The following is a 23,613-nucleotide window of genomic DNA, read 5'->3' as shown; positions in this document are numbered from 1 at the left end:
ATATGGAGAGGCCGGCGCGGTCATGCACAAGAGAAATCCCATGTCCCCCCGCGATCTTATCCTCGCCCTGTTCGTCGTCACCGTCTGGGGCGTCAACTTCGTCGCCATCCGCTGGGGCGTCGATGAGGTGGCCCCGCTCCTGATGACCGGGCTGCGCTACCTGCTGGCAGCGCTGCCGGCGGTGTTCTTCATCCGCCGCCCCGCCGTGTCGTGGCGCGTGCTGATCCTCTACGGCCTCGCCATCGGCGTGGCGCAGTTCGGCCTCCTGTTCATGGCGATCAAGCTCGGCATGCCGGCGGGGCTGTCCTCGCTGGTGATGCAGCTCCAGGCCTTCTTCACCATCGCGCTGGCGGTGATCTTTCTCGGCGAACGGCCAAGCCCGCTGCAATGGCTCGGCGCCGCCATCGCCTTTTTCGGCATCGGGCTCATCGGCTCGGAGCGGCTCGAGGGCGCCGCGCTGGTGCCGCTGCTGATGACCATCGCGGCTGCGTTCTTCTGGGGCGTCGGCAATATCATCACCAAGAAGGCCGGCAAGGTCGACATGCTTGCCTTCGTCGTCTGGTCCTCGCTGATCCCACCCGTCCCCATGCTGGCCCTGTCGCTGATCTTCGAGCCGGGCGCCATTCCGGCCGCGGCGCAGAACCTCACCTGGTACGGCGGCGGCGCGCTGCTGTTCATCGCCTATGCTTCGACATTATTCGGGTATGGGGTATGGAGCATGCTGCTGTCGCGCTATCCCGCCGGCCTCGTCGCCCCGTTCTCGCTGCTGGTGCCGATCGCCGGCATGGGCAGCGCCGCGCTGCTGCTCAATGAACGCATCACCCCGATCGAAATCGCCGGTAGCCTCCTGGTCTTTGCCGGCCTCTTGGTCAACGTCTTCGGCCCACGCCTCTTGAAACGGGCGGCGGAGTGATCGCTCTGCGGACAGCGACCCGGGCCGATTCCGGGCAGATCGCCGAACTCTTCGCGGTATCGCGGCGGCTGCTGACCTTCCTGCCCGATCTCCACACCATCGAGGAGGACCGGCATTTCGTCCGCGATCACATTCTCAACGACTACCGGGTGACGGTGGCCGAGCGCGATGGCCGCATCGTCGGCTTCATGGCCGAGCTCGAAGGCTGGATCGAGCATCTCTACATCGATGCGACCGAGCTGCGTTCGGGCGTAGGCAGGGTGCTGATCGAGGCCGCCCAATCGCGCAACGAGACGCTGCAGCTCTGGTGCTTTGCCGACAACCTGCGCGGCCGGGCCTTCTATGAGCGCATGGGCTTCGAGGCGGTGAAATTCACCGACGGGGCCAGCAACGAGGCCAAGGCGCCCGACATCATGTACCTGTGGGAGCGCGACGCGATCAGCGGCTGAACGCGACCGCATTACTCCGGTCGGTAAAAATCCCCGTCGTCGTTCATCACCCAGAGTTCGCCGGTCGAGATGTCGAACCAGGCGCCATGGACGGCGAGCTTGCCCTCTTCCTCGAGCTTTTTGACGTACGGGAAGGTACGCAGGTTGGCGATCGAGTTGCGGATCGAGAAGCGCTCCAGCATGGTCTGGCGCTCTTTGTCGGTCAGCAGCGAGTATTTCGACACCGCCTCCGACACCGGCGCCAGCATGGCCATCCACTTGCCGATGAAATCGCCCTGCGCCAGCGGACTGGCGGGGGCCAGCGCCGCCTTGATGCCGCCGCAGCGGCCATGGCCCATCACCACGATGTTGGAAATCTCGAGCGCGTTGACCGCGAATTCGATCGCCGCCGAGGTGCCGTGCTGGCCGCCATCGGGCTGGAAGGTCGGCACGAGATTGGCGACGTTGCGGAGCACGAACAGCTCGCCTGGCCCGGCGCTGAAAATCGTCTCGGGCGCCGCGCGACTGTCGCAGCAGGCAATGATCATGGTGGTCGGGGACTGCCCCCGATCGGCCAATTCCCGATAGCGACCCTGCTCGGGGTCGTAGCGGTCGGACATGAACGACTTGTAGCCGTCGAGCAAAAATGCTGGAAACCGATCCATGCCGCAGCGATTAGCGGTTAGTGGACGTAATTTCAATTGCCCGCATTGGGCGTGCGCGGGGGCGCAACAACAAGATGTTGATTTACAGGTTCCTCTCTGGCGAGGACGACTCGGCCTTTTGTCACAAGGTGACCAAGGCGCTCAGCGAAGGCTGGGTGCTTCACGGTTCTGCCAGCTATGCGTATGACGCATTGAACAAGAAGATGAAATGCGGCCAGGCGGTGACCAAGGTGGTCTCCGACCAGCCCTATGATCCGGACAAGAAGCTGATCGACTACGTCTAGGACCATGCGTCCCGCGGAGGTCGCAGACCGCGGGACGCCATAAACCGAAAATGAACGCCCGGTTCAACGCCGGTTCCGGCCGCCGGGCGTAGACCGACCTCAACAACGCGCAGGGATGCGCCACGCTTGAGGTTCGAAATGCAGATCAAAGCCATCATCGCCGTCGCCACCCTCGCCGCACTCGCGCTGCCGATCGCGGTGTTTGCGAGCCAGCCGCGCGTACCGGCAAAGCCCTCGCTCGACGCCGCCAAGGTGCTGTCGCTGCTGGTGCTCGACCCATATGAGGAAAGCGACCTGCGCGTGGAGCTGCCGCGCAGCTTTGCGACGCTCGACGTAGACGCCGACCCGTTCAAGGGTTGAGCTGGCGCACCGCCAACTCGACGTCATCCCGGTGCGTGAGGTGGCTGGAATTTGCCCCTTTCTCACACACCCATTGTTGTCATCCCAGCGTGGGCTGGGATCCATTTCACCGCCCGCGCCAGCTGAGAGTTGGATCCCTGCTTTCGCAGGGATGACAGCTGGTGGCTTGGGGCGTGGGGCGCCCTACGCTACAATATCCCCTTCAGCCGAACATACTGCAGCAGCATGATTGTCTTCGCGTCCGCGATCTCGCCGGTCTCGATCATGCCGAGCGCTGCGTCGATCCCGACCTCCATCACCTCGATATCCTCACCCTCATGCGCTAGCCCGCCGCCATCCGAGATGCGTGAGCCCGCGTCGTATTCGGCGAGGAACAGCGACAGCTTTTCGGTCACCGAGCCCGGGCTCATGTAGGCGCTCATCACCAGCTCGACGTCGTGGACGCGATAGCCGGATTCCTCCTCGGCTTCCTTCTTGGCCGTCACGGTCGGCGTATCGCCCTCGAGCTTGCCCGCCACTACTTCCACCAACCAACCCGGTTCCCCATGCGAAAAGACCGGGAAGCGGAACTGCCGGGTCAGGATCACGCTGCGCTGGTCGCGGTTGTAGAGCAGGATTCCCGCGCCATCGCCGCGGTCATAGGTCTCGCGCACCTGGCGCTGCCATTCGCCGGAGCGGCGTTTCAGCTCGAGCGTGGTCTTCTTCACCAGCCCCCAATTGTCGGAAAGCACCGCCTCGTCGAGGATTCTGACCCTGTCGTTCACGCCATAACTCCACCTTCGGAACCCGCAGCTGATGCCACGCGTTGCTGAACCCAATGTGAACACCGGCTTCACGGCAGGGCCAACAAGCCGGACCTATATAAAACGCCAAGCAGCGGAACCCGGAGGTCGACCTCCGCCGGGCGCCCGCAACAGGACGAAAGATGAGCCATCTCGCAGCACGACTTTTCAAGCAGCTCTTTGAAAGGGCGACGCGGGACAAGTCCGAGCGGGTGGTTCGTGCCGAGGCCAGCGCGCCGCCTGCACTTTCGTCCGCCACAGTCGTGACCGGCCACCGCAGCGCGCGGGTCGTGAGCCTCCTGCTCACCCTCGAAGCGCTGCGGGCCGCGCCGGAGCTGATCGACGGAACCCGATAACTGGACCGTCCCCTCGGCTAGAACGAAAGCCCAATCACGCGCATAAGCTGAGCCTTTGACCTAGAGGCAAACCGCCGCTAGAAGTCTCGAACCATTCCAAACTGGAACGCCCGCCATCTCCCTCCGGCGGGCGAGGCGCGAGACAAGTATGGCTCCCTCTACACGGCCGCTTTCGCCGCATCTGTCGATCTACCGCTTCACCCTCACCATGACCATGTCGATCGTGCACCGCGCGACCGGCATCGCGCTCTATGGCGGCACGCTGCTGCTGGTGCTGTGGCTGGTGGCGGCGGGCTTCGGCGGCGGCTTCTTCGATTTTGTTGCATGGCTGTTCGGCACCTGGTTCGGCCAGCTTGTCCTCTTCGGCTACACCTGGGTGCTGTTCCATCACATGCTCGGCGGCGTCAGACACTTCATCTGGGACTTCACGCAAGGGATGGACGCGACCGGCCGCGAACTGCTGGTCCGGCTGCAGCTCGGCGCCTCGATCCTTCTCACCCTCGTCGTCTGGTCCATCTTCGTGTGGTTCAAATGAGTGCATTGAAGCCGACCCAGGCCCAGATCCAGAACCCCACGACCCACTACGGCAATGCCAAGGCCTCGACGCGCCACTTCATCACCCAGCGCGTCACCGGCGCGTTGAACATCCTCTTCGCCGTGTTCATGGTGTGGTTCGTCGTCAGTCTCGCCGGCCGGGCGCCCGCCGAGATGATCGAACTGGCGCGCAACCCTTTCGTCGCACTCGGCCTCGCCGTGATGGTCGTCAACGTCGCGATCCACATGCGCAACGGCATGCGCGACACCATCGAGGACTATTTCGACAAGGGCGAGCACGGGCTCGCCATGCTGGCGAACAACGCCTTCGTCCTGTTCTTCCTCGTGGTCGCGCTCGGCGCCATCGCGAAAATCGTCTTCTGGGGTTAGCCGCATGGCCGCTTACGAGATCATCGACCACGAATTCGACGTGGTCATCGTCGGCGCCGGCGGCGCGGGCCTGCGGGCCACGCTCGGCATGGCCGAGCAGGGGCTCAACACCGCCTGCATCACCAAGGTCTTTCCCACCCGCTCGCATACGGTCGCAGCGCAGGGCGGCATCGCCGCGTCGCTGAGCAATATGGGCCCCGACAACTGGCAGTGGCACATGTACGATACCGTCAAGGGGTCGGACTGGCTCGGCGACAACGACGCCATGGAATACCTCGCCCGCGAGGCCCCGGCGGCGATCTACGAACTCGAGCACTACGGCGTGCCCTTCTCGCGCACCGAGGAGGGCAAGATCTACCAGCGCCCGTTCGGCGGGCACATGACCGAATTCGGCGATGGCCCGCCGGTGCAGCGCACCTGCGCCGCCGCCGACCGCACCGGCCACGCCATCCTCCACACGCTCTACGGCCAGTCGCTCAGGAACAACGCACAGTTCTTCATCGAGTACTTCGCGCTCGATTTGATCATGGGTGCCGATGGCTCGTGCCAGGGCGTGATGGCCTGGAAGCTCGATGACGGCACGCTGCACCGCTTCCGGGCGAAGCTCGTGGTGCTCGCCACCGGCGGCTATGGCCGCGCCTATTTCTCGGCGACCTCGGCCCATACCTGTACCGGCGACGGCAACGGCATGGTGGCCCGTGCCGGCCTGCCGCTGCAGGACATGGAGTTCGTCCAGTTCCACCCCACCGGCATCTACGGCGCCGGTTGCCTGATCACCGAGGGTGCGCGCGGCGAAGGCGGCTATCTCGTCAATTCCGAGGGCGAGCGCTTCATGGAGCGCTATGCGCCCAACGCCAAGGACCTCGCCAGCCGCGACGTGGTTTCGCGCTGCATGACCATCGAGATCCGCGAAGGGCGCGGCGTGGGCAAGAACAAGGACCACATCTTCCTCCACCTCGATCATCTCGACCCCAAGGTGCTGCACGAGCGCCTGCCGGGCATTTCTGAATCGGCCAAGATCTTCGCTGGCGTCGATCTGACCCGCGAGCCGATCCCGGTGCTGCCGACCGTGCATTACAACATGGGCGGCATCCCCGCGAACTATCACGGCGAGGTGCTGAACCCGACCGCTGATGATCCCGACCGCATTGTCCACGGCCTGATGGCCGCCGGGGAGGCCGCCTGCGCCTCGGTGCACGGCGCCAATCGCCTCGGCTCGAACTCGCTGACCGACCTCGTCGTCTTCGGCCGCGCCGCAGCCCTCCGCGCCGCCAAGACCGTCGACAAGGGCGCCATGGTGCCGGCCGCGATCGCATCCGAGGACGAGCGCATCCTCTCCCGCTTCGATCGCCTGCGGAACGCCAATGGCGGCTCGCCCACCGCCGTGGTGCGCGAAAAGATGCAGAAGATCATGCAGGAAGACGCCGCCGTTTTCCGCGATTCGAAGTCGCTGTCGTCGGGTGTCGAGCGCATCACCGCCCTCTACGGCTCGCTCGATGACCTGAAGGTCTCGGACCGTTCGATGATCTGGAACTCCGACCTCGTCGAAACCCTCGAACTCGAAAACCTCATGGCCTGCGCCGCCACCACCGTCGTCTCCGCCGAAGCCCGCCACGAAAGTCGCGGCGCCCACGCCCACGAGGACTACCCGAACCGCGACGACGTCGAATGGCGCAAGCACACGCTGAGCTGGATCGACGACAAGGGCAACGTGACGCTCGGCTATCGCCCGGTGCATGTGGACCCGCTGACCCCGGAAAGCGAAGGCGGCATCAGCCTCAAGAAGATCGCCCCGAAGGCTCGGGTGTACTGAATTGAAGGGCGCTGAGTTCGTCGACCTGTTGGCAGCACAACTGCAGGCGAAAAGTGACTCCGACTTGGCCAAGAAGCTTGGGTTCACTCCCGCTCATGTGTCGTCGACACGAAAGATGGACGAGCTATCTGCCCGACGATTATCATCGTTTCTAGAACGGCTGAGAAACCACAGCGTCGGCGCATTGCTCAGAGAGGCTGTCCACCCGATCGTTGAGTTCTTCTTCATTGAGTACAATGAAAGTCGTTCGGGGAAGAATATGGAGATCATTGGCCGAAGCGAGCATCCCGAGCTCGCAGACGTCCTGTCGAACGCCCGGGGTATATACGCCTTCTACAACTCCGAAGGCGAGATCGTTTACATCGGAAAGGCCGAGAAGCAGAGCCTTCTGAAAGAAATGAAACTTGCCTTCAACAGAGAGAGACCGTCCTACAATCTAATGGCCGTCGGACACCCGAGGGGAAAGTGGAAGCCGAATACTCCCAGCAGCATTCGCCAGATCAGGCCGACCAATTTCCGACTGTACGACACGTGCTCTTACTTTTCCGCCTACAGCGTGTCGGGCGACCTGATAACAGCTCTGGAGTCGTTCCTCATCCGCGTTGTCCCGAATGACGTTGTAAACGTTCGAATGGAGAAGGGCCGCTCCAAGACGGCAATTGATGAGTGGCAATAGTGAAGTCCACCCCCGGCTATTCCGGCACCCCCCTCCCGCAAAAGCTCGGCCTCAAGGATGGGCAGCGCGCCCTCTTCCTCGGCCTGCCGGATGACCTTGCCGAGCTCAAGACCTCCCGAACCTTCGCCGAACTCCGGGAGACCACTTGGGACGGTTGGCGCAACTCCTCCGGCTGGGACTTCGTCCATGGCTTCACCGCCTCGCGGTGTGCTGACGGACAATGCGAAGCCGTTGATGGATGCCATCGATCGCAACGGGATGATCTGGATTTCGTGGCCGAAGAAGGCGAGCAAGGTCCCCACCGACATCACGGAAGATGTGATCCGGGAGGTGGTGCTGCCGATCGGGTTGGTCGATATCAAGGTGGCCGCGGTCAGCGAAATCTGGTCGGGCTTGAAACTGATGATCCGCAAGGAACTGCGGTGAGAAACGGGGCAGGAATGAAGACGTTCGTGGTGGCGCTCGCAGCGCTGGGGCTGATGATCGGCGGGGCTCAGGCGGCAGCGCCGAGCGCCGAGCAGAAGGCCGATTTCTACAAGACCTGCATGGGTATCGCGCAGGACGATGCACTCTGCTCGTGCAAGGCCGATGCGGCGATGACGCTGATCGATGCCGAGTTCATGGCCATGGTCATCGCCTCGATGAAGGGCAAGTCGCCGCCGGAAGGCCAGTACTCGGCCTATAACACCTACGTCGCCAAATCGAACCAGATCTGCAAGCCGAACTACTGAGGCCCAACGTGTCGAACCGCCTGCCCAAAGCCGTGGGACTGATCGCCGGAGCCGTCGCAACGCTGCTGCTGGGCGCCTGCGGCCTGTCGCCCGAAGCGCAGCAGGTGGCCGATGCCTGTGCCAAGATTCCGCGCACCACGGTCGAAAGCTGTCAGTGCTACGCCAAGGAATTGCAGAGTAAGCTCAAGCCGGAACTGATGCGGCTCGCAACCTATGCGCAGACCGACCCGGGCAAGCTCTTCGACCCGGCCGTGATCGGCAATGTGAGCGCCAACGACGTGATGACGGTGACCAATGTCTCGGCCACCGCCCTTCAGACGTGCAAGATCGTTTAGGATAGTCCCATGGCTGAACTGACCCTCCCGAAGAACTCCAAGATCGTGCCCGGTAAGACCTGGGCGAAACCGGCGGGGGCGACGCGGCTCAAGGAATATCGCGTCTATCGCTACGACCCGGACTCGGGGAAGAACCCGCAGCTCGATACCTATTTCGTCGATCTCGACGATTGCGGCCCGATGATCCTCGACGGCCTGCTGTGGATCAAGAACAAGGTCGACCCGACCCTGACGCTCCGCCGTTCCTGCCGCGAAGGCATCTGCGGCTCGTGCTCGATGAATATCGGCGGCGCCAACACGCTCGCCTGCACCAAGGGCATGGACGAGTATCCGGGCCACATCAGCGTCTATCCGCTGCCGCACATGCCGGTGGTGAAGGACCTCGTCACCGACCTCACCACCTTCTACGACCAGCATCGCTCGATCCAGCCGTGGCTGAAGACCACGACGCCGACGCCCGAAAAGGAATGGCTGCAGACGCGCGACGATCGCGCCAAGCTCGATGGCCTCTACGAGTGCATCCTCTGCGCCTGCTGCTCGACCTCGTGCCCCTCCTACTGGTGGAACGGCGAGAAGTATCTCGGCCCCGCCGTCCTGCTGCAGGCCTATCGCTGGCTGATCGACAGCCGCGACGAGGCGACGACCGAGCGTCTCGACAACCTCGAGGACCCGTTCAAGCTATACCGCTGCCACACCATCATGAACTGCGCCAAGGTCTGTCCCAAGGGCCTCAACCCGGCCAAGGCCATCGCCGAGATCAAGCAGATGATGGTCACGCGGGAGTTCGCGTGACCTACGTCACCATCGCCGAGATCGAGGACCCCTCCGTCGCCCGCGTACTGATCACGGCGCTCAAGGCGCACGGCTTTCACCCCCGCGAGGGGGGCGATAGCGGGCTGCCGGGATTGCCGGGCGTCTATGGCCCGAAGGGCATCCCGATCGAGCTGCCGGAAGAGGAAGCCGAGGACGGCAGGGTGCTGGCAGAGGCGCTGATCAAGGACATGCAGGGCTAGTGCCCTACTCCGGCTGCCCGCCGATCTTGGTCACCGCCGCCGAGCCCGCCTCGACGCCGCGCTTGAGGCAGGCCTCGATATCGGCGCCCGCGAGTTCCGCCGAGATGAACGCTGCCGCGAACGCATCGCCTGCCCCGGTCGTATCGACCACGTTCACCTTGGGCGCGGGCACGCGCAGCTTCACCCCACTCGCATCGCCCACCGCCGCGCCGGCTGCCCCGAGCTTGATCACCACGCGCCCGTAGTTCGGCCCGAGCGCCCGCATCTGGCCTTCGAGATCGCCGCGGCCGGACAGCGCCACCGCCTCGTCCTCATTGGCGAACAGCGTCGAAAATCCGCGCGTCCATTCGAGGAACTGGCTTGGCCCGACCTCGTTGACGAAGCCGACCGATGCGGCGTCGACGAAGACCGGTATCCCCCGCTCGCGCGCCTCGCCCGCCATCCATTGCACCGCCCCGCGCGGCTGTTCGGCGAACAGCGAGTAGCCTGAGACCAGCACGCAGCGCGTCTCTTCGAGCAGCCACACCGGCATGTCGCTCAAGCTCAGCAACAGGTTCGCGCCGCGATCGGTGAGAAAGCTCCGCTCCCCGTCGGGATCGACGATGATGACGAGGATGCCCGAGGGTTTTGCCGGATCGGCGATCAGCACCGGATCGACGTGGAAACCGCGCAGATACGCCTCGAGATGCGGCTTGTCGCTCGCCCCCACACGGGCGACGAAGCTGACGGGCGTACCCATGGCACCCAGCCACACCGCCTGGTTGGCGCCCGAGCCGCCCGGCCGCTGCGTGATCTGCGCGCGCCGGTCCGACCCGCGCACCAGCGGCCCCTCGGGGATCACGATGACGTCGGTCATCACATCGCCGATAACGATGACGCGGCCGGTTTCACTCATCAAAGCTTGCTCAGCGCCACGGCGATTTCCGAGGCGACGCGCGCATTGTTCTCGACCAGCGCAATGTTGGCGACGAGGCTCTTGCCATCCGTGAGCTCGAAGATGCGCTTCAAGAGGAACGGCGTCAGCTCCTTGCGGCCGACGCCCTGCGCTTCGGCATCCTTGATCGCCGCCGCGATGCGCGTCTCGATTTCGCCCGCATCGAGCGCCGCGCTCTCGGGGATCGGATTGGCGACGAGCACGCCGCCGAGCCCGAGCGCAAACTGCAGCGCGATCACCTTGGCCGCGGCCGTGCCGTCCGCCACGCGATGATCCACCTTGCCGCCGCTCTTCCGGGCCCAGAAGGCCGGAAAATCATCGGTGTCGAAACCGAGCACCGGCACGCCCTTGCTCTCCAGCACCTCGAGCGTCTTCGGAATATCGAGGATCGACTTGGCGCCGGCGCAGACCACCGCCACCTGCGTCCGACCGAGCTCGTCGAGATCGGCCGAGATATCGAAGGTCGACTCGGCGCCGCGATGCACGCCGCCAATGCCGCCGGTGGCAAACACACGAATGCCCGCTGCTTCCGCCGCCATCATCGTCGTGGCGACGGTCGTCCCCGCCACCTCGCCCGAGGCGAGCAGCGCCGCCACGTCGCGCCGCGAGGCCTTGGCCGCCTTGCCACCGGTCTGCGCCAGCCGCTCGAGATCCTCGGCGGTGACGCCTACCTTGAACTTGCCGTCCATGATGGCGATCGTCGCCGGCACCGCGCCATTGGCTTCGATCACCTTCTCGACGTTCTGCGCCATCGTGAGGTTCTGCGGATACGGCATGCCATGCGTGATGATGGTCGATTCCAGCGCCACCACGGGCTTGTTGGCAGCCAGCGCTGCCTCGACGACGGGGGAGATGGAGAGATGGGTCGAAAGGCTCAAGGAATGCCCCTGAAAGTGTGATCGTGGCTGTTCGTTTGGACCGAAAACGCGGTGAGTTCAACTAGGGTGAAAGACCGCAGCACCCCGCCTGCCGCCCACCCCTCCCAACCTCCCCCATCAAGGGGGAGGTGCCCGCTGGTGATCGCGGCAACATCCAGCCAAGATCACCGGCCCCACCTCCCCCTTGATGGCCGGCAACCGAAGCTCGTGAGCGCAGCGAACTAGCGCAGGTCGGAGGGGGTGGAGCCACCAGCACCTGACTGTCCAAAACCAGCCCCAAAATCCTCACCCCTCCCATCCCCCAAATCCCTTGCCCGGCAGCACGTTTGCCTCTAGGTTTTGCCCGTCTGCGGGTGCTTGGCGCGGGGATACTTCACTGCACACAGTCACTGTTGATCCCCCTCCGGATCGATGCTCGCCCGGCTCCGGGGTCATTGCTGACCGACGCTTTCCCGGCGCGATATCCGCGCTGCTTGGCCTTCCCTCCCGCGCACCCGCTTCACGTCATCACCTGCTTTGCCGCCGCTCACCCGGGCCGTCGGTATCCGCCAACCGGCCCCCTGCGTGGCCGGGCCAACGGCCATTGGCCGTTCGCTATTCGAACAAGGAGACTCCGTCATGCTGAAACCGATGATGATTGCCAAGGTTGCCGTCGCCCTGGGCGCGCTGCTCGCCGCAGCGCCCGCTCTCGCCCAGGAGAACGTGGTCAACGTCTACAACTGGTCCGACTATATCGCCGAAGACACGGTGGCCAAGTTCGAGGCCGAGACCGGCATCAAGGTCAATTACGACGTGTTCGATTCGAACGAACTGGTCGAGGCCAAGCTCCTCGCCGGCGCCTCGGGCTATGATGTGGTCGTCCCCTCGGGCTTCTTCCTCGAGCGCCAGGTCGCTGCCGGCCTGTTCCTGCCCCTCGACAAGAGCAAGCTCCCGAACCTCGTGAACATGGATCCCGAAGTGATGGCGGCCACCGCCGCGCACGACCCGGACAATGCCCATTCCGTCGATTACATGTGGGGCACCACCGCCATCGGCTACAATGTCGGCAAGTTAAAGGAACGCCTCGGCGACCAGCCGATCGATACCTGGGACGTGGTGTTCAAGCCCGAGCTGGTGAGCAAGCTCGCCGATTGCGGCGTCACCTTGCTCGATGCGCCGGCCGAGATCATGGCCTCGGCTCTCAACTATCTCGGCCTCGATCCGAACTCGGAGAGCCCGGACGACCTGAAGAAGGCCGAGGAGCTGCTGCTCTCGATCCGGCCGCATGTGCGCTACTTCAACTCGTCCCAGTACATCGACGATCTCGGCAATGGCGAAGTCTGCCTCTCGGTCGGCTATTCGGGTGACGTGTTCATCGCCCGCGACGCCGCCGCCGAAGCGGCTGCCGGCGTGGAAGTGGCCTATGTCATCCCCAAGGAAGGCGCGCTGAAGTGGTTCGACCTCTTCGCCATCCCGGCCGATGCGCCCCATGTCGATAACGCCTACAAGTTCATCGACTTCATGCTGCGCCCCGATATCGCGGCGGCGAACACGAATTACGTGTTCTATGCCTCGGGCAACAAGGCAGCACTTGACCTGATCGATCCCGAGGTGAAGGACGATCCGGCGATCTACCCGACTGCCGAAATCTCGGCCAAGCTGTTCCCGCTCAAGGCCCATACGCCGGACTACGACGAGCTACTCACCGAGACCTGGCAGCGCATCAAGGCCGGGTCATAATCCAGGGCGGGCTCTTGCCCGTCCCTCCAATCCGTGACGGGTTTCGGCCCCGTCCATCGACTCGAACACGATAGACGGGGCTTCGGCCCCGTCTTCTGCCTCTTACTGGACATCAGAAGCCCGATGGCGAAGAAACCACAGCTCGCAGCAGACACCCGCCCCTGGCGCGATCCTGGCAAAAAGCCGTTCGTGCGCATCCGCAACGTCACCAAGAAATTCGGTGACGTCGCGGCGGTGAACGACCTGTCGCTCGATATCTACAAGGGCGAGCTGTTCTGCCTGCTCGGCGGGTCGGGCTCGGGCAAATCGACGTTGCTGCGCATGCTGGCGGGGTTCGAGCTGCCCACCTCCGGCACCATCGAGATCGATGGCCAGGATATGTCGCAGGTGCCGCCCTACAACCGGCCCGTGAACATGATGTTCCAGTCCTATGCGCTGTTCCCGCACATGAATGTCTGGGACAACATAGCCTATGGCCTGAAGCGCGACCACCTGCCCAAGGACGAGATCGCCGCCCGCGTCGCCGAACTGTTGAAGCTGGTCAAGCTTGACGATTATGCCGCGCGCCGGCCGCACCAGCTGTCCGGCGGCCAGCGCCAGCGCGTCGCCCTCGCCCGCGCCCTCGCCAAGCGCCCGAAACTGCTGCTGCTCGACGAACCGCTCGGCGCCCTCGACAAAAAGCTGCGCGAGGAGACCCAGTTCGAGCTGGTGAAGATCCAGGAGACGCTCGGCGTCACCTTCGTCGTCGTCACCCACGACCAGGAAGAGGCGATGAGCCTCGCCACCCGCATCGGCGTGATGAACCAGGGCGAAATCGCCATGGTGGGCGAACCGACCGAGATTTACGAGTTCCCCAACTCGCGCTTCGTCGCCAACTTCATCGGCTCGGCCAACATGTTCGAGGGCGTCGTCACCGAGGACGAGCCCGACCATGTCCGCATCCGCTCGGCGGAACTCGGCAGCGACATCTATGTCGGCCACGGCGTCGATTGCGCCCCCGACCAGGTGCTCTGGTACGCAATCCGGCCCGAAAAGATCAACCTGACGCGCGAGCGCCCCGAGGGCGAGGCCAACGTCGTCCACGGCATGGTAGAGGACATCGGCTATCTCGGCGACATGAGCGTCTACCAGGTCATCCTCGACAACGGCCGGCGCATCCGCGTCACCAAGACCAATGTCCGCCGCGGCGATCCCGACGCCATCAAATGGGACGAGCCGGTCTGGTGCCAGTGGGGCGATACCTCGGGCTCGGTGCTGACCAATTGACCGACACCACCGAACACGCACCCGCCCGTCCGCCCTCCCGGTTCCTGACCTGGCTCAGGCGCCTGCCCGCGGCCGTCGGCATTTCCGGGCGCGCGCTGGTCATCGCAGCCCCGGCGGCCTGGCTGACGCTGTTCTTCCTCGTGCCGCTCGCCGTGGTATTCGGCATCTCGCTGGCGACCAAGCAGTTCGGCCAGCCGCCCTACTCGGATCTGCTGACGACCGAAGGCGGCACGGTGCAGCTGACGCTGCATCTGAGCAATTACATCCGCGTCTTCACCGACCCCTCGGGCATCTATCTCAACGCCTTCCTCTCTTCGATCCGCATCGCCGCCATCTCGACCATCTTCGCCATCCTCATCGGTTACCCCATGGCCTATGCCATCGCGCGGGCGCCGGAGAAGTGGCGCAACGTGCTGTTGATGCTGGTGATCCTGCCGTTCTGGACCTCGTTCCTGCTGCGCGTCTATGCGCTGAGCGGGTTCCTGCGCGGCGAGGGCGTCATCAACAACACGCTCGCCATCTTCGGCATCGCGCCGCTGACGATGATGCAGACCGATTTCGCAGTCTATGTCGGCATCACCTATTCCTATCTGCCCTTCTTCATCCTGCCGCTCTACACTAACCTCGTGAAGCTCGATCCGGCGCTGCTCGAGGCCTCCGCCGATCTCGGCGCCCGCCCGATCCGCACTTTCTTCTCAATCACGCTGCCGCTCTCCATGCCCGGCGTCGTCGCGGGCGCCATGCTGGTGTTCATCCCGGCTATCGGCGAGTTCGTCATCCCCTCGCTCCTCGGTGGCCCCGGCACGCAGATGATTGGCCGCATCCTCTGGGACGAGTTCTTCGCCAAGACCAACTGGCCGCGCGCCGCCGCGCTCGCCATCACGATGCTGGTCATCGTCGTCATCCCGATCATGCTGATGCAGCGGGCGCAGAACGCCGTGGTGGAGGGCCGCCGCTGATGGGAAAGAACCGCTGGTTCCTGCCGATCGCCTCGGTGCTGGGCTTCGCCTTCCTCTACGCGCCGATCGTCTCGCTGGTGATCTTCTCGTTCAACGCCAACCGGCTGGTGACGGTGTGGTCGGGCTTCTCGCTGCAGTCCTACACCAACCTGTGGAACGATCCGCAGCTCCTCCCCGCCGCCTGGCTGAGCCTCCAGATCGCCGCTGTCGCTGCTTCGATCGCGCTGGTCCTCGGCACGCTCTGCGCCGTGGCGCTGGTGCGCTTCCGCCGTTTCCGCGGCAAGACCGTGCTGCAGGCAACCGTCTCGGCCCCGCTGGTCATGCCCGACGTCATCACCGGCCTCGCGCTGCTGCTGCTGTTCATCGCCATGCAGTCGCTGATCGGCTGGCCCTCGGGCCGCGGCATCCTCACCATCATCATCGCCCATGCCACCTTCTGCACCGCCTATGTGACGGTGGTGGTCCAGTCGCGCCTCGTCGACATGGACCACTCGATCGAAGAAGCGGCGATGGACCTGGGTGCGACGCCGGTGCGCGTCTTCTTCGATATCACCCTGCCGGTGATCGCCCCCGCCCTCGTGTCGGGCTGGCTGCTGGCCTTCACCCTGTCGCTCGATGACCTCGTGATCGCGAGTTTCGTCTCCGGCCCGGGCTCGTCGACCCTGCCGATGATCATCTTCAGTAAGGTCCGCCTCGGCGTCTCGCCCGAGGTCAATGCCCTCGCGACAATCATCATCGGCGTCGTGGCGCTGGCCGTGGTGATCGCGACGCTCATCGGCTTCCGCTCGAGCGGGCGGGAGCGGCGGGCTTAGCCCGACTTACCCCACGCAAATCCGATCCACTGTTCGCCCAATCGACGACACTGCGTTCTCACAACCGCCCTTGCCAGGTCAGGCGCACTGGCCTAAATCTCCATCGTCATCTTGCGATGACATTGTTCTCAGGGCGGGGTGCGATTCCCCACCGGCGGTAAACGGGACAAATCCCGAAGCCCGCGAGCGCCTTTCACTTGCGTGGAGGGGTCAGCAGATCCGGTGTAATTCCGGGGCCGACGGTATAGTCCGGATGAAAGAGAACGGGTTCATGCGCTGGCCTCTGGCCGCGCGGACTGTCCTCATCCTCCCCTGCGCAGCGGGGGAGGGGGACCAGCGAAGCTGGTGGAGGGGGCGAGCCGCGCATCCGGGTCCGCGCCGATCCCCGTAACTCCCTGAGGGAACTGGTTACGGAAAGGATCGACCCATGAGCCAGATTTCCTCGTCTACCAACACTGCCGCCACCGGCGCCGCCTTCATGCTGGTGGCCGCTGTCGCCTTCGCCGGTACCAACCTGCTGCAATCCGCGCTGCCGACGCCCGTCGAATATGGCGGCTACGGCATGAGCTCGACCGGCATGGCCTTCTGGCAATATGTGATTGCCGCCATCCTCAGCCTGCCGCTGATCCTCCGCATCGGCGTCGACAAGCTCCGCACCGGCCACCCGCTGGCCCACGAAATCCGCGCCTTCGTCTCGGCGCTTGGCGTCCACGTCTTCGTCTACGGTTTTGCCACGGGCGTGCCGATCTGGCAGATGGTGACCCTGCTCGCCACCGGCCCGCTCTTCATCATCCTCGGTTCGACCATCTTCCTCGGCGAACGCGCCTCGCCGGCCCGTATCGCCGCGGCGATCGTCGGCTTCGTCGGCGCCATCATCATCTCCGGCGTCGGCACCGAAAGCCTCGGCTGGCAGACGCTCGTCCCCATCGCCGCAGCGGCCCTGTGGGCGACGACGGACGTCTTGACCAAGTATCTCGCGCTGAAGGGCGAAAGCCCCGAGACGCTGACCATCTCGCTGCTCGTTCTCGTGACGCCGAACCACTTGATGATCCTTCTCGCCGTCTGGGCCCTCGGCTTTGCCGCCCCAGGCCTCTTGCCGTCCGGCCTCACGGACAACGTCTTCGCCATCCCCGGCGGCACGGCGCTGTGGCTGCTGGTCCTGCTCGGCGTCCTGACCGCTGTCGCGCAGTACCTGCTCGCCTATGCCTACAAGGTGGCCGACGCGACTTACCTCCAGCCCTTCGGCGACAGCAAGGTGCCGCTGAGCGGGCTGCTCGGCTGGATCATCCTCGGCCAGATTCCGTCGGTCTGGTTCTGGCCCGGCGCGGCGCTGATCGTCCTCGCCTCGGTGTTCATCTACTGGGTCGAAAGCCGCGGCCGCACCGGCACCCTGGCAACCGCCTGATCCCGCTGCACGGCTCAGGCGCCCGGGGTCGAGGTGACAGCGACCTCGGGATTAATGGACAGAGACGGCCACCTCCCATCCTCCCCCATAAAGGGGGAGGTGCTCTTTCGGCGTACTTAGCACGATCGAGCCACAGCCTCTTCTCTTCACCCCCCCTTTATGGGGGAGGCCGGGAGGGGGCCGTCTACTTCAGTCAGACGCTGACCCACCGCCCCTCGCGATGGCTTTGTGCCATCGCATGCACGGCGCGCTCGATCTCGAGGCCCCTGTCGAACCCGACGATCTGCGCCGCCTCGCCCCGGATCGCGCGCAGCAATTCGTGGCACTCGATGATCTTGAGCTCGTTGAACCCCAGCCCATGCCCCGGCGCCGGGATGAATCGCTCGTAGGGCGCATGCACCGGCGCGGTGAGGATGGTGCGGAAGCCCTGCTCGGCCGCGTGGTCGCTGGCTGTATAGAGCTGGAACTCGTTCATCCGCTCCTGGTCGTAGGCGATCGTGCCCTTCGAGCCGAACACCTGCACCGCGATCCGCCCCTTGCGCCCCCAGGCTGAGCGATCGAGCGCCATCACCCCGGTCTCCCCATTCGAGAGCTCCAGCAGCACCGAGGCGATGTCCCAGGTCTCGACCGCACGCCGCCCTCCATCGCGGCTCGGCCGATCGGCATAGGGCATACTGAGCTGCGCCATCACCCGGCGCACGCCGCCGAACAGGAACTGCACCAGGCTCAGCGGGTGGACGCCGAAATCGTCGAGCGCGCCATAGCCGGATGAGGCCTCGCTCTTCCAGTAGAACAACGCCTCGGGGTCGGCCATGAAGTCCTCGTCCATCTCGAAGCGGACGTGGTTCACCGTGCCGATTGCCCCCTCGTCAATGAGCCGCTTGATGTGCCGGATCACCGGGTTCTGGATGTAATTGTAGCCGAGCGCCGTCACCTTGCCCGAAGCCCGGGCCGCCGCCGCCATCCGCTCGGCCTCGGAAAACCCCACCGCCATCGGCTTCTCGCACCAGACATGCTTGCCGGCTTCGAGCGCCGCGATTGCCATCTCGGCATGGAAGGCATTGGGCGTCGTCACCGACACCACTTCCACCGCCGGATCGGCGATCAGCTCGCGCCAGTCCGAGGTCCATTTCTCGAACCCGAACTCATCGGCCCGCCGGTGCGCCAGCTCCGGCGACACTTCGGCGAGGTGCACAAGCGCCGGCTCCGGCCCATCACCAAACACCGGCTTCACCGCATTCCACGCCAGCGCGTGGCACTTGCCCATGTATCCCGTGCCGATCAGGCCGACGCCGATGGTCATTCGTTCGCTCCGTCGCGAGGAGGTAGAAAAGCAGAAGGTAGGAAGTAGCGAGTAGCGACTGCCGCACCGGCCGCCCACTACCGACTACCTCCTACCTTCTAGCGTCCTACCTTCTAGGTCTTACTTATACTGCTCGGCGTTTTCCTTGGTCACCAGCACCGTGCCGGTGTCGATCCACGGCTCGAGCGTCTTGCCGGCCTTGAGATCGACCAGCGCCTGGATGCCGAAGCCGCCCATGTTGGCCGGCGCCTGCGCCACCGAAGCCGTCATCTCGCCCGCAAGGATCGAGGCCGCCGCGTCGGGGTTGGCGTCGAACCCGACCACCATCACGTCGGCGAGCTTGGCCGCCGCCTTCAGCGCTTCCACGGCGCCGAGCGCCATGTTGTCGTTGGAGCCGAAGATGCCCTTGATGTTGGGGTTGCCGGCGAGGATGTTCTCGGTCACCGACAGGCCCTTGGCCCGGTCCCACTCGGCGGTCTGCTCGGCCACCACCTTGAGGCCGCAGCCTTCGAGACCCTTCTTGGAACCATCGGCACGCGCCTGCCCGGTCGACTGGGAGATCAGGCCCTGCAGGATTGCCACTTCCGAACCGGCGGGCAGATTCTTGCACATGAAGTCGGCGGCGAGTGCGGCGCCCACTTCGTTGTTGGTGCCGATGAAGGTGACACCATCATTGATGCCGCGGGTATCGACGAACACCACCGGGATGCCGGCGGCCTTGGCCGCGTCCACCACCGGAGCGAGCGCGTTGGGGTCGGTCGGCGCCAGCGCGATGCCGTCGACCTTCTGTGCGATCAGGTCTTCGATCTGGGTGATCTGGGCCTGCACGTCCGACTCCGCGGGCGGTGCGACGACGATCACTTCGACGCCGAGCTCGGCGCCCTTGGCCTTGGCGCCGGCCTCGACCGCCGCCCAGAACGGATTGCCGGCGCCCGGGCCCTTCATGCCCAGCACGTAGGCAGCGTTGGCCGATCCGGCCATGGCGAGCAGCGCGCTGAGCGCAACGCCCGTAAGAAGCAGTTTCTTCATGGGTTTTGGTCCTCCCTGAACCATCTTGTGTCCCCGTTCCCTCGAAGCCCCGGCCGGGAGACACGGCCTGGGCCAATTTGCTCCTAGCGACGCACCGCCGCCCTCCGCCGCAGCACGTCGATGTACACGGCGACGATGATGACAAGACCGATCAGGATCTGCTGCCAGAACGCCGAGACATTGTTGATGTTGAGCCCGTTGCGCAGGATGCCCATGATCAGCACCCCTGCCAGCACCCCGAGCACCGTGCCGCGGCCGCCGAAGAACGAAGCGCCGCCGATGATCACCGCCGCGATCGCATCGAGCTCGATGCCGATGCCGGCGTTCGGAAAGCCACTGTCGGTGCGCCCGGCGAGCAAGAGGCCCGAGAGCCCGGCCATGAAGCCCGAGATCATGTAGACCACCACCAGCGTCCGATCGACATTGATGCCCGAGACCCGCGCCGCATGCGGATTACCGCCGATGGCGAAGATGTGCCGCCCCATATTGGTCTTCTCGAGGAAGAACCACAGCCCGACGGCGCACACGGCGACGAGGAGCATGCTGGCCGGAATGCCGGCCGGCGCCGGCAGCCCGAAGCTGAAATAGGCCTGCCCGATATAGCGCACTTCCGGCTGCAGCCCGGAGATCGGTGCGCCGTTGGAGATCAGGTAGGTGAGCCCGCGGGCCACGTTCAACGTGCCCAGCGTCATGATGAACGGGTGCGGCAGTCGCAGCACAGTCAGCCCGACGCCGTTGACCCAGCCCACCGCAAGCCCGATCGCCGGCCCGATCAGCAGGACGACCGGCCAGGGCACCCCGGCCTTCGAGGCGACCGCGAGGCTGACCATGGACAGGCCCATGATCGAGCCGACGCTCAGATCGATGCCGGCGGTGACGATCACCACGTACATGCCGAGCGCCAGCAGCGCCAGCGAGGCGTTCTGCTTCAGGATATTGGTGAGGTTCTGCGCCGAAAGGAACACGTCCGGCTTGATCGCCGCCAGCACCGCCATCATCACCACGACGACGAGGATGATGCCGTAGACCTCGAGGAATTTCGACATGCCCGGGCCGCGGAGCGAGAACCCGGATTTGGTGGCGGGGGTATCAGACATCGTGCCCCTCAATGCATGTTGTCATGGGCGAGGCCACTGGTGTGCCCCTTGGTCCCCATGATCCAGCCGATAACCTCGTTGCGCGAGGTCTTGGGCAGCTCGGACTCGGCGAAATTGGTGCCCTGGTAGAGCGCCATCACCCGGTCGCAGCAGTAGAAGATATCGTCCATACGGTGCGAAATAATGATCACCGCGACGCCATGATCCTTGAGCGAGCGCACGAGGTCGAGCACCTTGCCGACCTCCTTGATGGCGAGTGCTGCCGTCGGCTCGTCCATGATCACGAGCTTGCCGTCGAAGGCGGTGGCGCGCGCGATGGCCACGGCCTGCCGCTGCCCGCCCGAGAGGTCCTCGGTGTTCTGGTCGACCGATTTCACGTGGATATGCAACCGGTCGAGATGGTCGGTCGCCATCTGCCGGGCCCGCTTGTGGTCGACGATGGTCAGCGGCCCAAACTTGGTCCCCGGCTCGCGGCCGAGATAGATGTTCTCGTAGATCGGCATATTCCCGGCGAGCGCAAAGTCCTGGTAGACCATCTCGATGCCGAGCTTCTGCGCGTCCTTGGGACTCTGGAAGCTGACCGGGGCGCCGTTGAAGATGAGCTCCCCCTCGCTCGGCCGGAACAGGCCCGAGAGGATCTTCATCAGCGTCGACTTGCCGGCGCCGTTGTCACCCACCACGCCCAGCACCTCGCCCTGCCCGACATGAAAGTTGACGTCGCGCAGCGCGGTGATCGCGCCGAAGAATTTTGATATGCCTCGGGCCTCGAGCAGCGGTGCCGCCATGTGAGTCCGGTCCTCCCCGACCTTTCGCGGCACCGTTCTCTTTGAATGGAACGTATGGTGCCGTATTCCCCATTGATGGAATGTTTATTCCATTCTACGTTGAGCCGTCAAGCGAAGACGTTCCCTTTCCGGAACGTGGAAAACACCGGCACGACTGGCAGAAGTTCATGGACTTGGCGTGAGCTTCTGTCGGACATAGTGCAGTCGAGGCAGCGGAGTTCCGGCACGGTCCAATGGACGAGGCAGATATCAAGCTCGAAGCCGGTGCGCCGCGCGACTTTGCGGCGCTGCGTGCGCTGATCGCGGCCCGGGCCCCTAGCCTGCCTCGCCGGCTGACCCAGGTCGCCACCTACGCGCTCAACCATCCGGACGAAATCGCATTCGGTACCGCCGCGAGCGTGGCGCAGCATTCGGGCGTCCAGCCCTCGACGCTGGTCCGCTTCAGCCAGGCCCTCGGCTACCAGGGTTTTTCTGACCTGCAGGACGTGTTCCGCGCCCGCCTGCGCGATCGCGTGCCGAGCTACGAAGAGCGACTGAAGCAACTGAGGCAGCATGGCGGCGCCAGCAAATCCGGGCTGCTGCTCGAAGGCTTCGCCGACGCCGCCGAGCGCTCCGTCGCCGACCTCAGAGTAAAGCTCGACCCGGCAACCCTCGAATCAGCCGTCGACATCCTCGCCGGGGCCGAAACGATCTATCTCGTCGGCCTCCGCCGCTCCTTCCCGATCACCAGCTACATGGCCTATGCCATGGGCAAGCTCGGCGTTCGCAACGTACTGGTCGACGGCATTGCCGGGCTCGGCGCCGAGCAGATCGGCTTCATCGGCCCATCCGACGCAGTGCTCGCCATCAGCTTCACCCCCTATGCCAGCGAAACGGTGGAGCTGGTGCGCTCGGCCAAGGGCCGGCAGGCTCGCGTGGTCTCGATCACCGACTCGGTCTTCTCGCCGATCGCCCCGGTTGCCGATGCCTGGCTCGAAGTGGTGGAAGCCGACTTCGAGGGCTTCCGCTCAATGGCGGCCACCATGGCACTGGCCATGACGCTGACCGTCGCAGTCGCGGGTCGGCGGGGGGAGAGGTAGGTACAGGTTCGGTGCTTGCGGCCCACCCTCATCCGGGCTTCGCCCACCTTCTCTCATCAAGGGAGAAGGCCACCCCGCTGAGATCTCAGTCAGGCCTTCTCCCCTGTGGGAGAAGGTGCCCGAAGGGCGGATGAGGGGTGGGCCGCAAGTGCCCAGCCTACCCCTTCTTCACCGGGTACCCCAGCCCGCCGCCGCCGGCGCCCACCACCGTCTGCTCGAAATCGACGCACGAGCCGGTCATCGGCGCCGATTCCGGGCCGCCGAGGAACGCAACCAGCCGGGCTACGTCCTCAGGCTTGATCAGGCGGCCGAACGGGCGGCTCGCCTCGGCCTTCTCCAGCCAGTCCGGCGCGGCATCGTGGAAGGTCTTCAGTGTCATGTGCTCGCCCGGCGTATCGGCCCAGCCGAGGATGATGCCGTTGACGCGGATGCGGAGCATGTTCACCGCGTTGGCGGTGTTCTTGGTCAGCGTCATCAGCGCGCCCTTGCTCGCACTGTACGCGGCGAGGTTGGGCGAGCCCACATAGGAATTGACCGAGAGGATATTGACGATCGTCCCCTCGGTGCGCTCGCGCTGCATCAGCTTGATCGCATCCTGCATCAGGAAGAACGGCGCCCGCACGTTGATGGCGAACATCTTGTCGAACAGGTCATGGTCGGTATCGACGATGGTGCCGCGATCGGTGAGGCCGGCAATATTGGCCAGCACATCGACCCGACCGAACGCCTTGTCGGCAGCCGGGATAACCGTCGCCACCGCGTCGGGGTCGGCGAGATCCGCCGCAACGAAGATGGCTTTGGTGCCCGCATCGGTGAGCGACCTTGCCACCGCCTCGCCCTTGTCGGCCTGCCGGTCGGTGAGCACGATACCCGCGGCGCCCCGCGCCGCCAGCAGCCGCGCCGTCGCCTCGCCGAGGCCCTGCGCCCCTCCGGTGACAACGGCAATCTTGCCGGCAAACTGGGCGGAGGACGTCTCGGTCATTTATGGGGACTCAGGGCTAGTATGGTGCGCCGGAGACTAGGGATTTTGATGGTACGGTGCAAGCAGACGAGGCTTGTTCGTTCGA

At 64.8% G+C, this 23,613-nt stretch carries 28 protein-coding genes, 1 pseudogene and 1 riboswitch; of the genes and pseudogenes, 20 read left to right on the top strand and 9 right to left on the bottom strand.

What is annotated here, in order from left to right; genetic code table 11:
• The first annotated feature begins 40 nt into the window (after positions 1-40).
• Positions 41-913: an EamA family transporter gene (locus tag ACOYW5_RS16470; protein WP_423065976.1), complete on the top strand. Its 873-nt coding sequence runs from the start codon at positions 41-43 to the stop codon at positions 911-913.
• Positions 910-1,362: a GNAT family N-acetyltransferase gene (locus tag ACOYW5_RS16465; protein ID WP_423065975.1), complete on the top strand. Its 453-nt coding sequence runs from the start codon at positions 910-912 to the stop codon at positions 1,360-1,362. Before ACOYW5_RS16470 ends, ACOYW5_RS16465 begins: the two co-directional genes overlap by 4 nt.
• 11 nt (positions 1,363-1,373) lie before the next feature.
• Here ACOYW5_RS16465 and ACOYW5_RS16460 read toward each other — a convergent pair whose 3' ends face one another.
• Entirely contained in the window at positions 1,374-2,006 is a 633-nt protein-coding gene (locus tag ACOYW5_RS16460; RefSeq protein ID WP_423065974.1) for a carbonic anhydrase, read from the bottom strand.
• 74 nt (positions 2,007-2,080) lie between these two features.
• Between ACOYW5_RS16460 and ACOYW5_RS16455 the strand changes: the two genes are divergently transcribed.
• Positions 2,081-2,290 carry a DUF1737 domain-containing protein gene (locus tag ACOYW5_RS16455; protein WP_423065973.1) on the top strand — a complete coding sequence of 70 codons (210 nt, stop codon included), beginning with the start codon at positions 2,081-2,083 and terminating at the stop codon, positions 2,288-2,290.
• A gap of 138 nt (positions 2,291-2,428) precedes the next feature.
• The gene (locus ACOYW5_RS16450) at positions 2,429-2,650 is read left to right on the top strand and encodes a hypothetical protein (protein ID WP_423065972.1); all 222 of its coding nucleotides are present in this window, start codon (positions 2,429-2,431) and stop codon (positions 2,648-2,650) included.
• 188 nt (positions 2,651-2,838) lie between these two features.
• Here the strand turns inward: ACOYW5_RS16450 and ACOYW5_RS16445 are convergent, their stop codons facing one another.
• Complete coding sequence (locus ACOYW5_RS16445) at positions 2,839-3,414, bottom strand: NUDIX domain-containing protein (RefSeq protein WP_423065971.1); 576 nt, start codon at positions 3,412-3,414, stop codon at positions 2,839-2,841.
• Positions 3,415-3,575: 161 nt separating this feature from the next.
• Here ACOYW5_RS16445 and ACOYW5_RS16440 point away from each other — a divergent pair, with 161 nt between their 5' ends.
• From ACOYW5_RS16440 to ACOYW5_RS16395, 10 genes and pseudogenes are all read left to right on the top strand, one after another.
• Positions 3,576-3,788, top strand: coding sequence for a hypothetical protein (locus ACOYW5_RS16440; protein ID WP_423065970.1), 213 nt, complete (start codon positions 3,576-3,578; stop codon positions 3,786-3,788).
• 148 nt (positions 3,789-3,936) lie between these two features.
• On the top strand, positions 3,937-4,323 hold the full coding sequence (gene sdhC / locus ACOYW5_RS16435; RefSeq protein ID WP_423065969.1) for a succinate dehydrogenase, cytochrome b556 subunit: 387 nt from the start codon (positions 3,937-3,939) through the stop codon (positions 4,321-4,323).
• A gap of 5 nt (positions 4,324-4,328) precedes the next feature.
• Positions 4,329-4,712, top strand: a complete 384-nt coding sequence (gene sdhD, locus ACOYW5_RS16430; RefSeq protein WP_423065968.1) for a succinate dehydrogenase, hydrophobic membrane anchor protein — start codon at positions 4,329-4,331, stop codon at positions 4,710-4,712.
• Positions 4,713-4,716: 4 nt separating this feature from the next.
• Positions 4,717-6,525: a succinate dehydrogenase flavoprotein subunit gene (gene sdhA, locus ACOYW5_RS16425; protein WP_423065967.1), complete on the top strand. Its 1,809-nt coding sequence runs from the start codon at positions 4,717-4,719 to the stop codon at positions 6,523-6,525.
• Between the two features lies 1 nt (position 6,526).
• A complete protein-coding gene (locus ACOYW5_RS16420) occupies positions 6,527-7,201 on the top strand; it encodes a hypothetical protein (protein WP_423065966.1) in 675 nt (224 codons plus the stop codon).
• A pseudogene (locus tag ACOYW5_RS16415) lies at positions 7,198-7,627 on the top strand (DUF3052 domain-containing protein). The gene ACOYW5_RS16420 and the pseudogene ACOYW5_RS16415 overlap by 4 nt, the downstream one beginning before the upstream one ends.
• Before the next feature lie 14 nt (positions 7,628-7,641).
• A complete protein-coding gene (locus ACOYW5_RS16410) occupies positions 7,642-7,932 on the top strand; it encodes a hypothetical protein (RefSeq protein WP_423065965.1) in 291 nt (96 codons plus the stop codon).
• 8 nt (positions 7,933-7,940) lie between these two features.
• Complete coding sequence (locus ACOYW5_RS16405) at positions 7,941-8,267, top strand: hypothetical protein (protein WP_423065964.1); 327 nt, start codon at positions 7,941-7,943, stop codon at positions 8,265-8,267.
• Positions 8,268-8,276: 9 nt separating this feature from the next.
• On the top strand, positions 8,277-9,059 hold the full coding sequence (locus ACOYW5_RS16400; RefSeq protein ID WP_423065963.1) for a succinate dehydrogenase iron-sulfur subunit: 783 nt from the start codon (positions 8,277-8,279) through the stop codon (positions 9,057-9,059).
• Positions 9,056-9,280 (top strand): hypothetical protein, encoded by a 225-nt coding sequence (locus tag ACOYW5_RS16395; RefSeq protein WP_423065962.1) that lies wholly within the window; start codon positions 9,056-9,058, stop codon positions 9,278-9,280. Before ACOYW5_RS16400 ends, ACOYW5_RS16395 begins: the two co-directional genes overlap by 4 nt.
• A gap of 4 nt (positions 9,281-9,284) precedes the next feature.
• Here ACOYW5_RS16395 and ACOYW5_RS16390 read toward each other — a convergent pair whose 3' ends face one another.
• Positions 9,285-10,175: a carbohydrate kinase family protein gene (locus ACOYW5_RS16390; protein WP_423065961.1), complete on the bottom strand. Its 891-nt coding sequence runs from the start codon at positions 10,173-10,175 to the stop codon at positions 9,285-9,287.
• Complete coding sequence (locus tag ACOYW5_RS16385) at positions 10,175-11,092, bottom strand: pseudouridine-5'-phosphate glycosidase (protein ID WP_423065960.1); 918 nt, start codon at positions 11,090-11,092, stop codon at positions 10,175-10,177. The genes ACOYW5_RS16390 and ACOYW5_RS16385 overlap by 1 nt, the downstream gene beginning before the upstream one ends.
• A 618-nt stretch (positions 11,093-11,710) precedes the next feature.
• On the opposite strand from ACOYW5_RS16385, the gene ACOYW5_RS16380 reads away from it, so the two are divergent.
• The 5 genes from ACOYW5_RS16380 (at position 11,711) to ACOYW5_RS16360 (ending at position 17,253) form a co-directional block, all read left to right on the top strand.
• Positions 11,711-12,811 (top strand): polyamine ABC transporter substrate-binding protein, encoded by a 1,101-nt coding sequence (locus tag ACOYW5_RS16380; RefSeq protein ID WP_423065959.1) that lies wholly within the window; start codon positions 11,711-11,713, stop codon positions 12,809-12,811.
• A 123-nt stretch (positions 12,812-12,934) separates the two neighbouring features.
• Positions 12,935-14,077, top strand: coding sequence for an ABC transporter ATP-binding protein (locus ACOYW5_RS16375; RefSeq protein WP_423065958.1), 1,143 nt, complete (start codon positions 12,935-12,937; stop codon positions 14,075-14,077).
• Positions 14,074-15,036, top strand: a complete 963-nt coding sequence (locus ACOYW5_RS16370) for an ABC transporter permease subunit (protein WP_423065957.1) — start codon at positions 14,074-14,076, stop codon at positions 15,034-15,036. Before ACOYW5_RS16375 ends, ACOYW5_RS16370 begins: the two co-directional genes overlap by 4 nt.
• The gene (locus ACOYW5_RS16365) at positions 15,036-15,848 is read left to right on the top strand and encodes an ABC transporter permease subunit (protein ID WP_423065956.1); all 813 of its coding nucleotides are present in this window, start codon (positions 15,036-15,038) and stop codon (positions 15,846-15,848) included. The genes ACOYW5_RS16370 and ACOYW5_RS16365 overlap by 1 nt, the downstream gene beginning before the upstream one ends.
• Positions 15,849-15,968: 120 nt before the next feature.
• A riboswitch (FMN riboswitch) is annotated at positions 15,969-16,117 on the top strand.
• A gap of 158 nt (positions 16,118-16,275) precedes the next feature.
• Positions 16,276-17,253, top strand: coding sequence for a DMT family transporter (locus ACOYW5_RS16360; protein ID WP_423065955.1), 978 nt, complete (start codon positions 16,276-16,278; stop codon positions 17,251-17,253).
• 193 nt (positions 17,254-17,446) lie between these two features.
• On the opposite strand, the gene ACOYW5_RS16355 is transcribed toward ACOYW5_RS16360, so the two are convergent.
• From ACOYW5_RS16355 to ACOYW5_RS16340, 4 genes are all read right to left on the bottom strand, one after another.
• The gene (locus ACOYW5_RS16355; protein WP_423065954.1) at positions 17,447-18,556 is read right to left on the bottom strand and encodes a Gfo/Idh/MocA family protein; all 1,110 of its coding nucleotides are present in this window, start codon (positions 18,554-18,556) and stop codon (positions 17,447-17,449) included.
• Positions 18,557-18,676: 120 nt separating this feature from the next.
• Positions 18,677-19,585, bottom strand: a complete 909-nt coding sequence (locus ACOYW5_RS16350; protein WP_423065953.1) for a sugar ABC transporter substrate-binding protein — start codon at positions 19,583-19,585, stop codon at positions 18,677-18,679.
• Between the two features lie 83 nt (positions 19,586-19,668).
• Positions 19,669-20,682 carry an ABC transporter permease gene (locus ACOYW5_RS16345; protein ID WP_423065952.1) on the bottom strand — a complete coding sequence of 338 codons (1,014 nt, stop codon included), beginning with the start codon at positions 20,680-20,682 and terminating at the stop codon, positions 19,669-19,671.
• Positions 20,683-20,690: 8 nt separating this feature from the next.
• Complete coding sequence (locus tag ACOYW5_RS16340; RefSeq protein WP_423065951.1) at positions 20,691-21,467, bottom strand: ATP-binding cassette domain-containing protein; 777 nt, start codon at positions 21,465-21,467, stop codon at positions 20,691-20,693.
• Between the two features lie 233 nt (positions 21,468-21,700).
• Here ACOYW5_RS16340 and ACOYW5_RS16335 point away from each other — a divergent pair, with 233 nt between their 5' ends.
• Complete coding sequence (locus ACOYW5_RS16335; protein WP_423065950.1) at positions 21,701-22,546, top strand: MurR/RpiR family transcriptional regulator; 846 nt, start codon at positions 21,701-21,703, stop codon at positions 22,544-22,546.
• 157 nt (positions 22,547-22,703) lie between these two features.
• Here the strand turns inward: ACOYW5_RS16335 and ACOYW5_RS16330 are convergent, their stop codons facing one another.
• Positions 22,704-23,528 carry an SDR family oxidoreductase gene (locus tag ACOYW5_RS16330; protein WP_423065949.1) on the bottom strand — a complete coding sequence of 275 codons (825 nt, stop codon included), beginning with the start codon at positions 23,526-23,528 and terminating at the stop codon, positions 22,704-22,706.
• Between the last annotated feature and the right edge of the window lie 85 nt (positions 23,529-23,613).

Origin of the sequence: Devosia sp. CN2-171 (genome assembly GCF_049354815.1) — a bacterium.
Taxonomy (GTDB): domain Bacteria; phylum Pseudomonadota; class Alphaproteobacteria; order Rhizobiales; family Devosiaceae; genus Devosia_A.
This window is presented reverse-complemented; position numbering and strand designations above follow the sequence as displayed.

Coding starts and splice junctions, on each gene's coding strand:
- ACOYW5_RS16360 (WP_423065955.1), top strand. CDS start 16,276: ATGAGCCAGATTTCCTCGTCTACCAACACTGCCGCCACCGGCGCCGCC.
- ACOYW5_RS16375 (WP_423065958.1), top strand. CDS start 12,935: ATGGCGAAGAAACCACAGCTCGCAGCAGACACCCGCCCCTGGCGCGAT.
- ACOYW5_RS16380 (WP_423065959.1), top strand. CDS start 11,711: ATGCTGAAACCGATGATGATTGCCAAGGTTGCCGTCGCCCTGGGCGCG.
- ACOYW5_RS16470 (WP_423065976.1), top strand. CDS start 41: ATGTCCCCCCGCGATCTTATCCTCGCCCTGTTCGTCGTCACCGTCTGG.
- ACOYW5_RS16440 (WP_423065970.1), top strand. CDS start 3,576: ATGAGCCATCTCGCAGCACGACTTTTCAAGCAGCTCTTTGAAAGGGCG.
- ACOYW5_RS16345 (WP_423065952.1), bottom strand. CDS start 20,682: ATGTCTGATACCCCCGCCACCAAATCCGGGTTCTCGCTCCGCGGCCCG.
- ACOYW5_RS16335 (WP_423065950.1), top strand. CDS start 21,701: ATGGACGAGGCAGATATCAAGCTCGAAGCCGGTGCGCCGCGCGACTTT.
- ACOYW5_RS16450 (WP_423065972.1), top strand. CDS start 2,429: ATGCAGATCAAAGCCATCATCGCCGTCGCCACCCTCGCCGCACTCGCG.
- ACOYW5_RS16365 (WP_423065956.1), top strand. CDS start 15,036: ATGGGAAAGAACCGCTGGTTCCTGCCGATCGCCTCGGTGCTGGGCTTC.
- sdhC (WP_423065969.1), top strand. CDS start 3,937: ATGGCTCCCTCTACACGGCCGCTTTCGCCGCATCTGTCGATCTACCGC.
- ACOYW5_RS16390 (WP_423065961.1), bottom strand. CDS start 10,175: ATGAGTGAAACCGGCCGCGTCATCGTTATCGGCGATGTGATGACCGAC.
- ACOYW5_RS16350 (WP_423065953.1), bottom strand. CDS start 19,585: ATGAAGAAACTGCTTCTTACGGGCGTTGCGCTCAGCGCGCTGCTCGCC.
- ACOYW5_RS16410 (WP_423065965.1), top strand. CDS start 7,642: ATGAAGACGTTCGTGGTGGCGCTCGCAGCGCTGGGGCTGATGATCGGC.
- sdhA (WP_423065967.1), top strand. CDS start 4,717: ATGGCCGCTTACGAGATCATCGACCACGAATTCGACGTGGTCATCGTC.
- ACOYW5_RS16455 (WP_423065973.1), top strand. CDS start 2,081: ATGTTGATTTACAGGTTCCTCTCTGGCGAGGACGACTCGGCCTTTTGT.
- ACOYW5_RS16330 (WP_423065949.1), bottom strand. CDS start 23,528: ATGACCGAGACGTCCTCCGCCCAGTTTGCCGGCAAGATTGCCGTTGTC.
- ACOYW5_RS16340 (WP_423065951.1), bottom strand. CDS start 21,467: ATGGCGGCACCGCTGCTCGAGGCCCGAGGCATATCAAAATTCTTCGGC.
- ACOYW5_RS16355 (WP_423065954.1), bottom strand. CDS start 18,556: ATGACCATCGGCGTCGGCCTGATCGGCACGGGATACATGGGCAAGTGC.
- ACOYW5_RS16400 (WP_423065963.1), top strand. CDS start 8,277: ATGGCTGAACTGACCCTCCCGAAGAACTCCAAGATCGTGCCCGGTAAG.
- ACOYW5_RS16460 (WP_423065974.1), bottom strand. CDS start 2,006: ATGGATCGGTTTCCAGCATTTTTGCTCGACGGCTACAAGTCGTTCATG.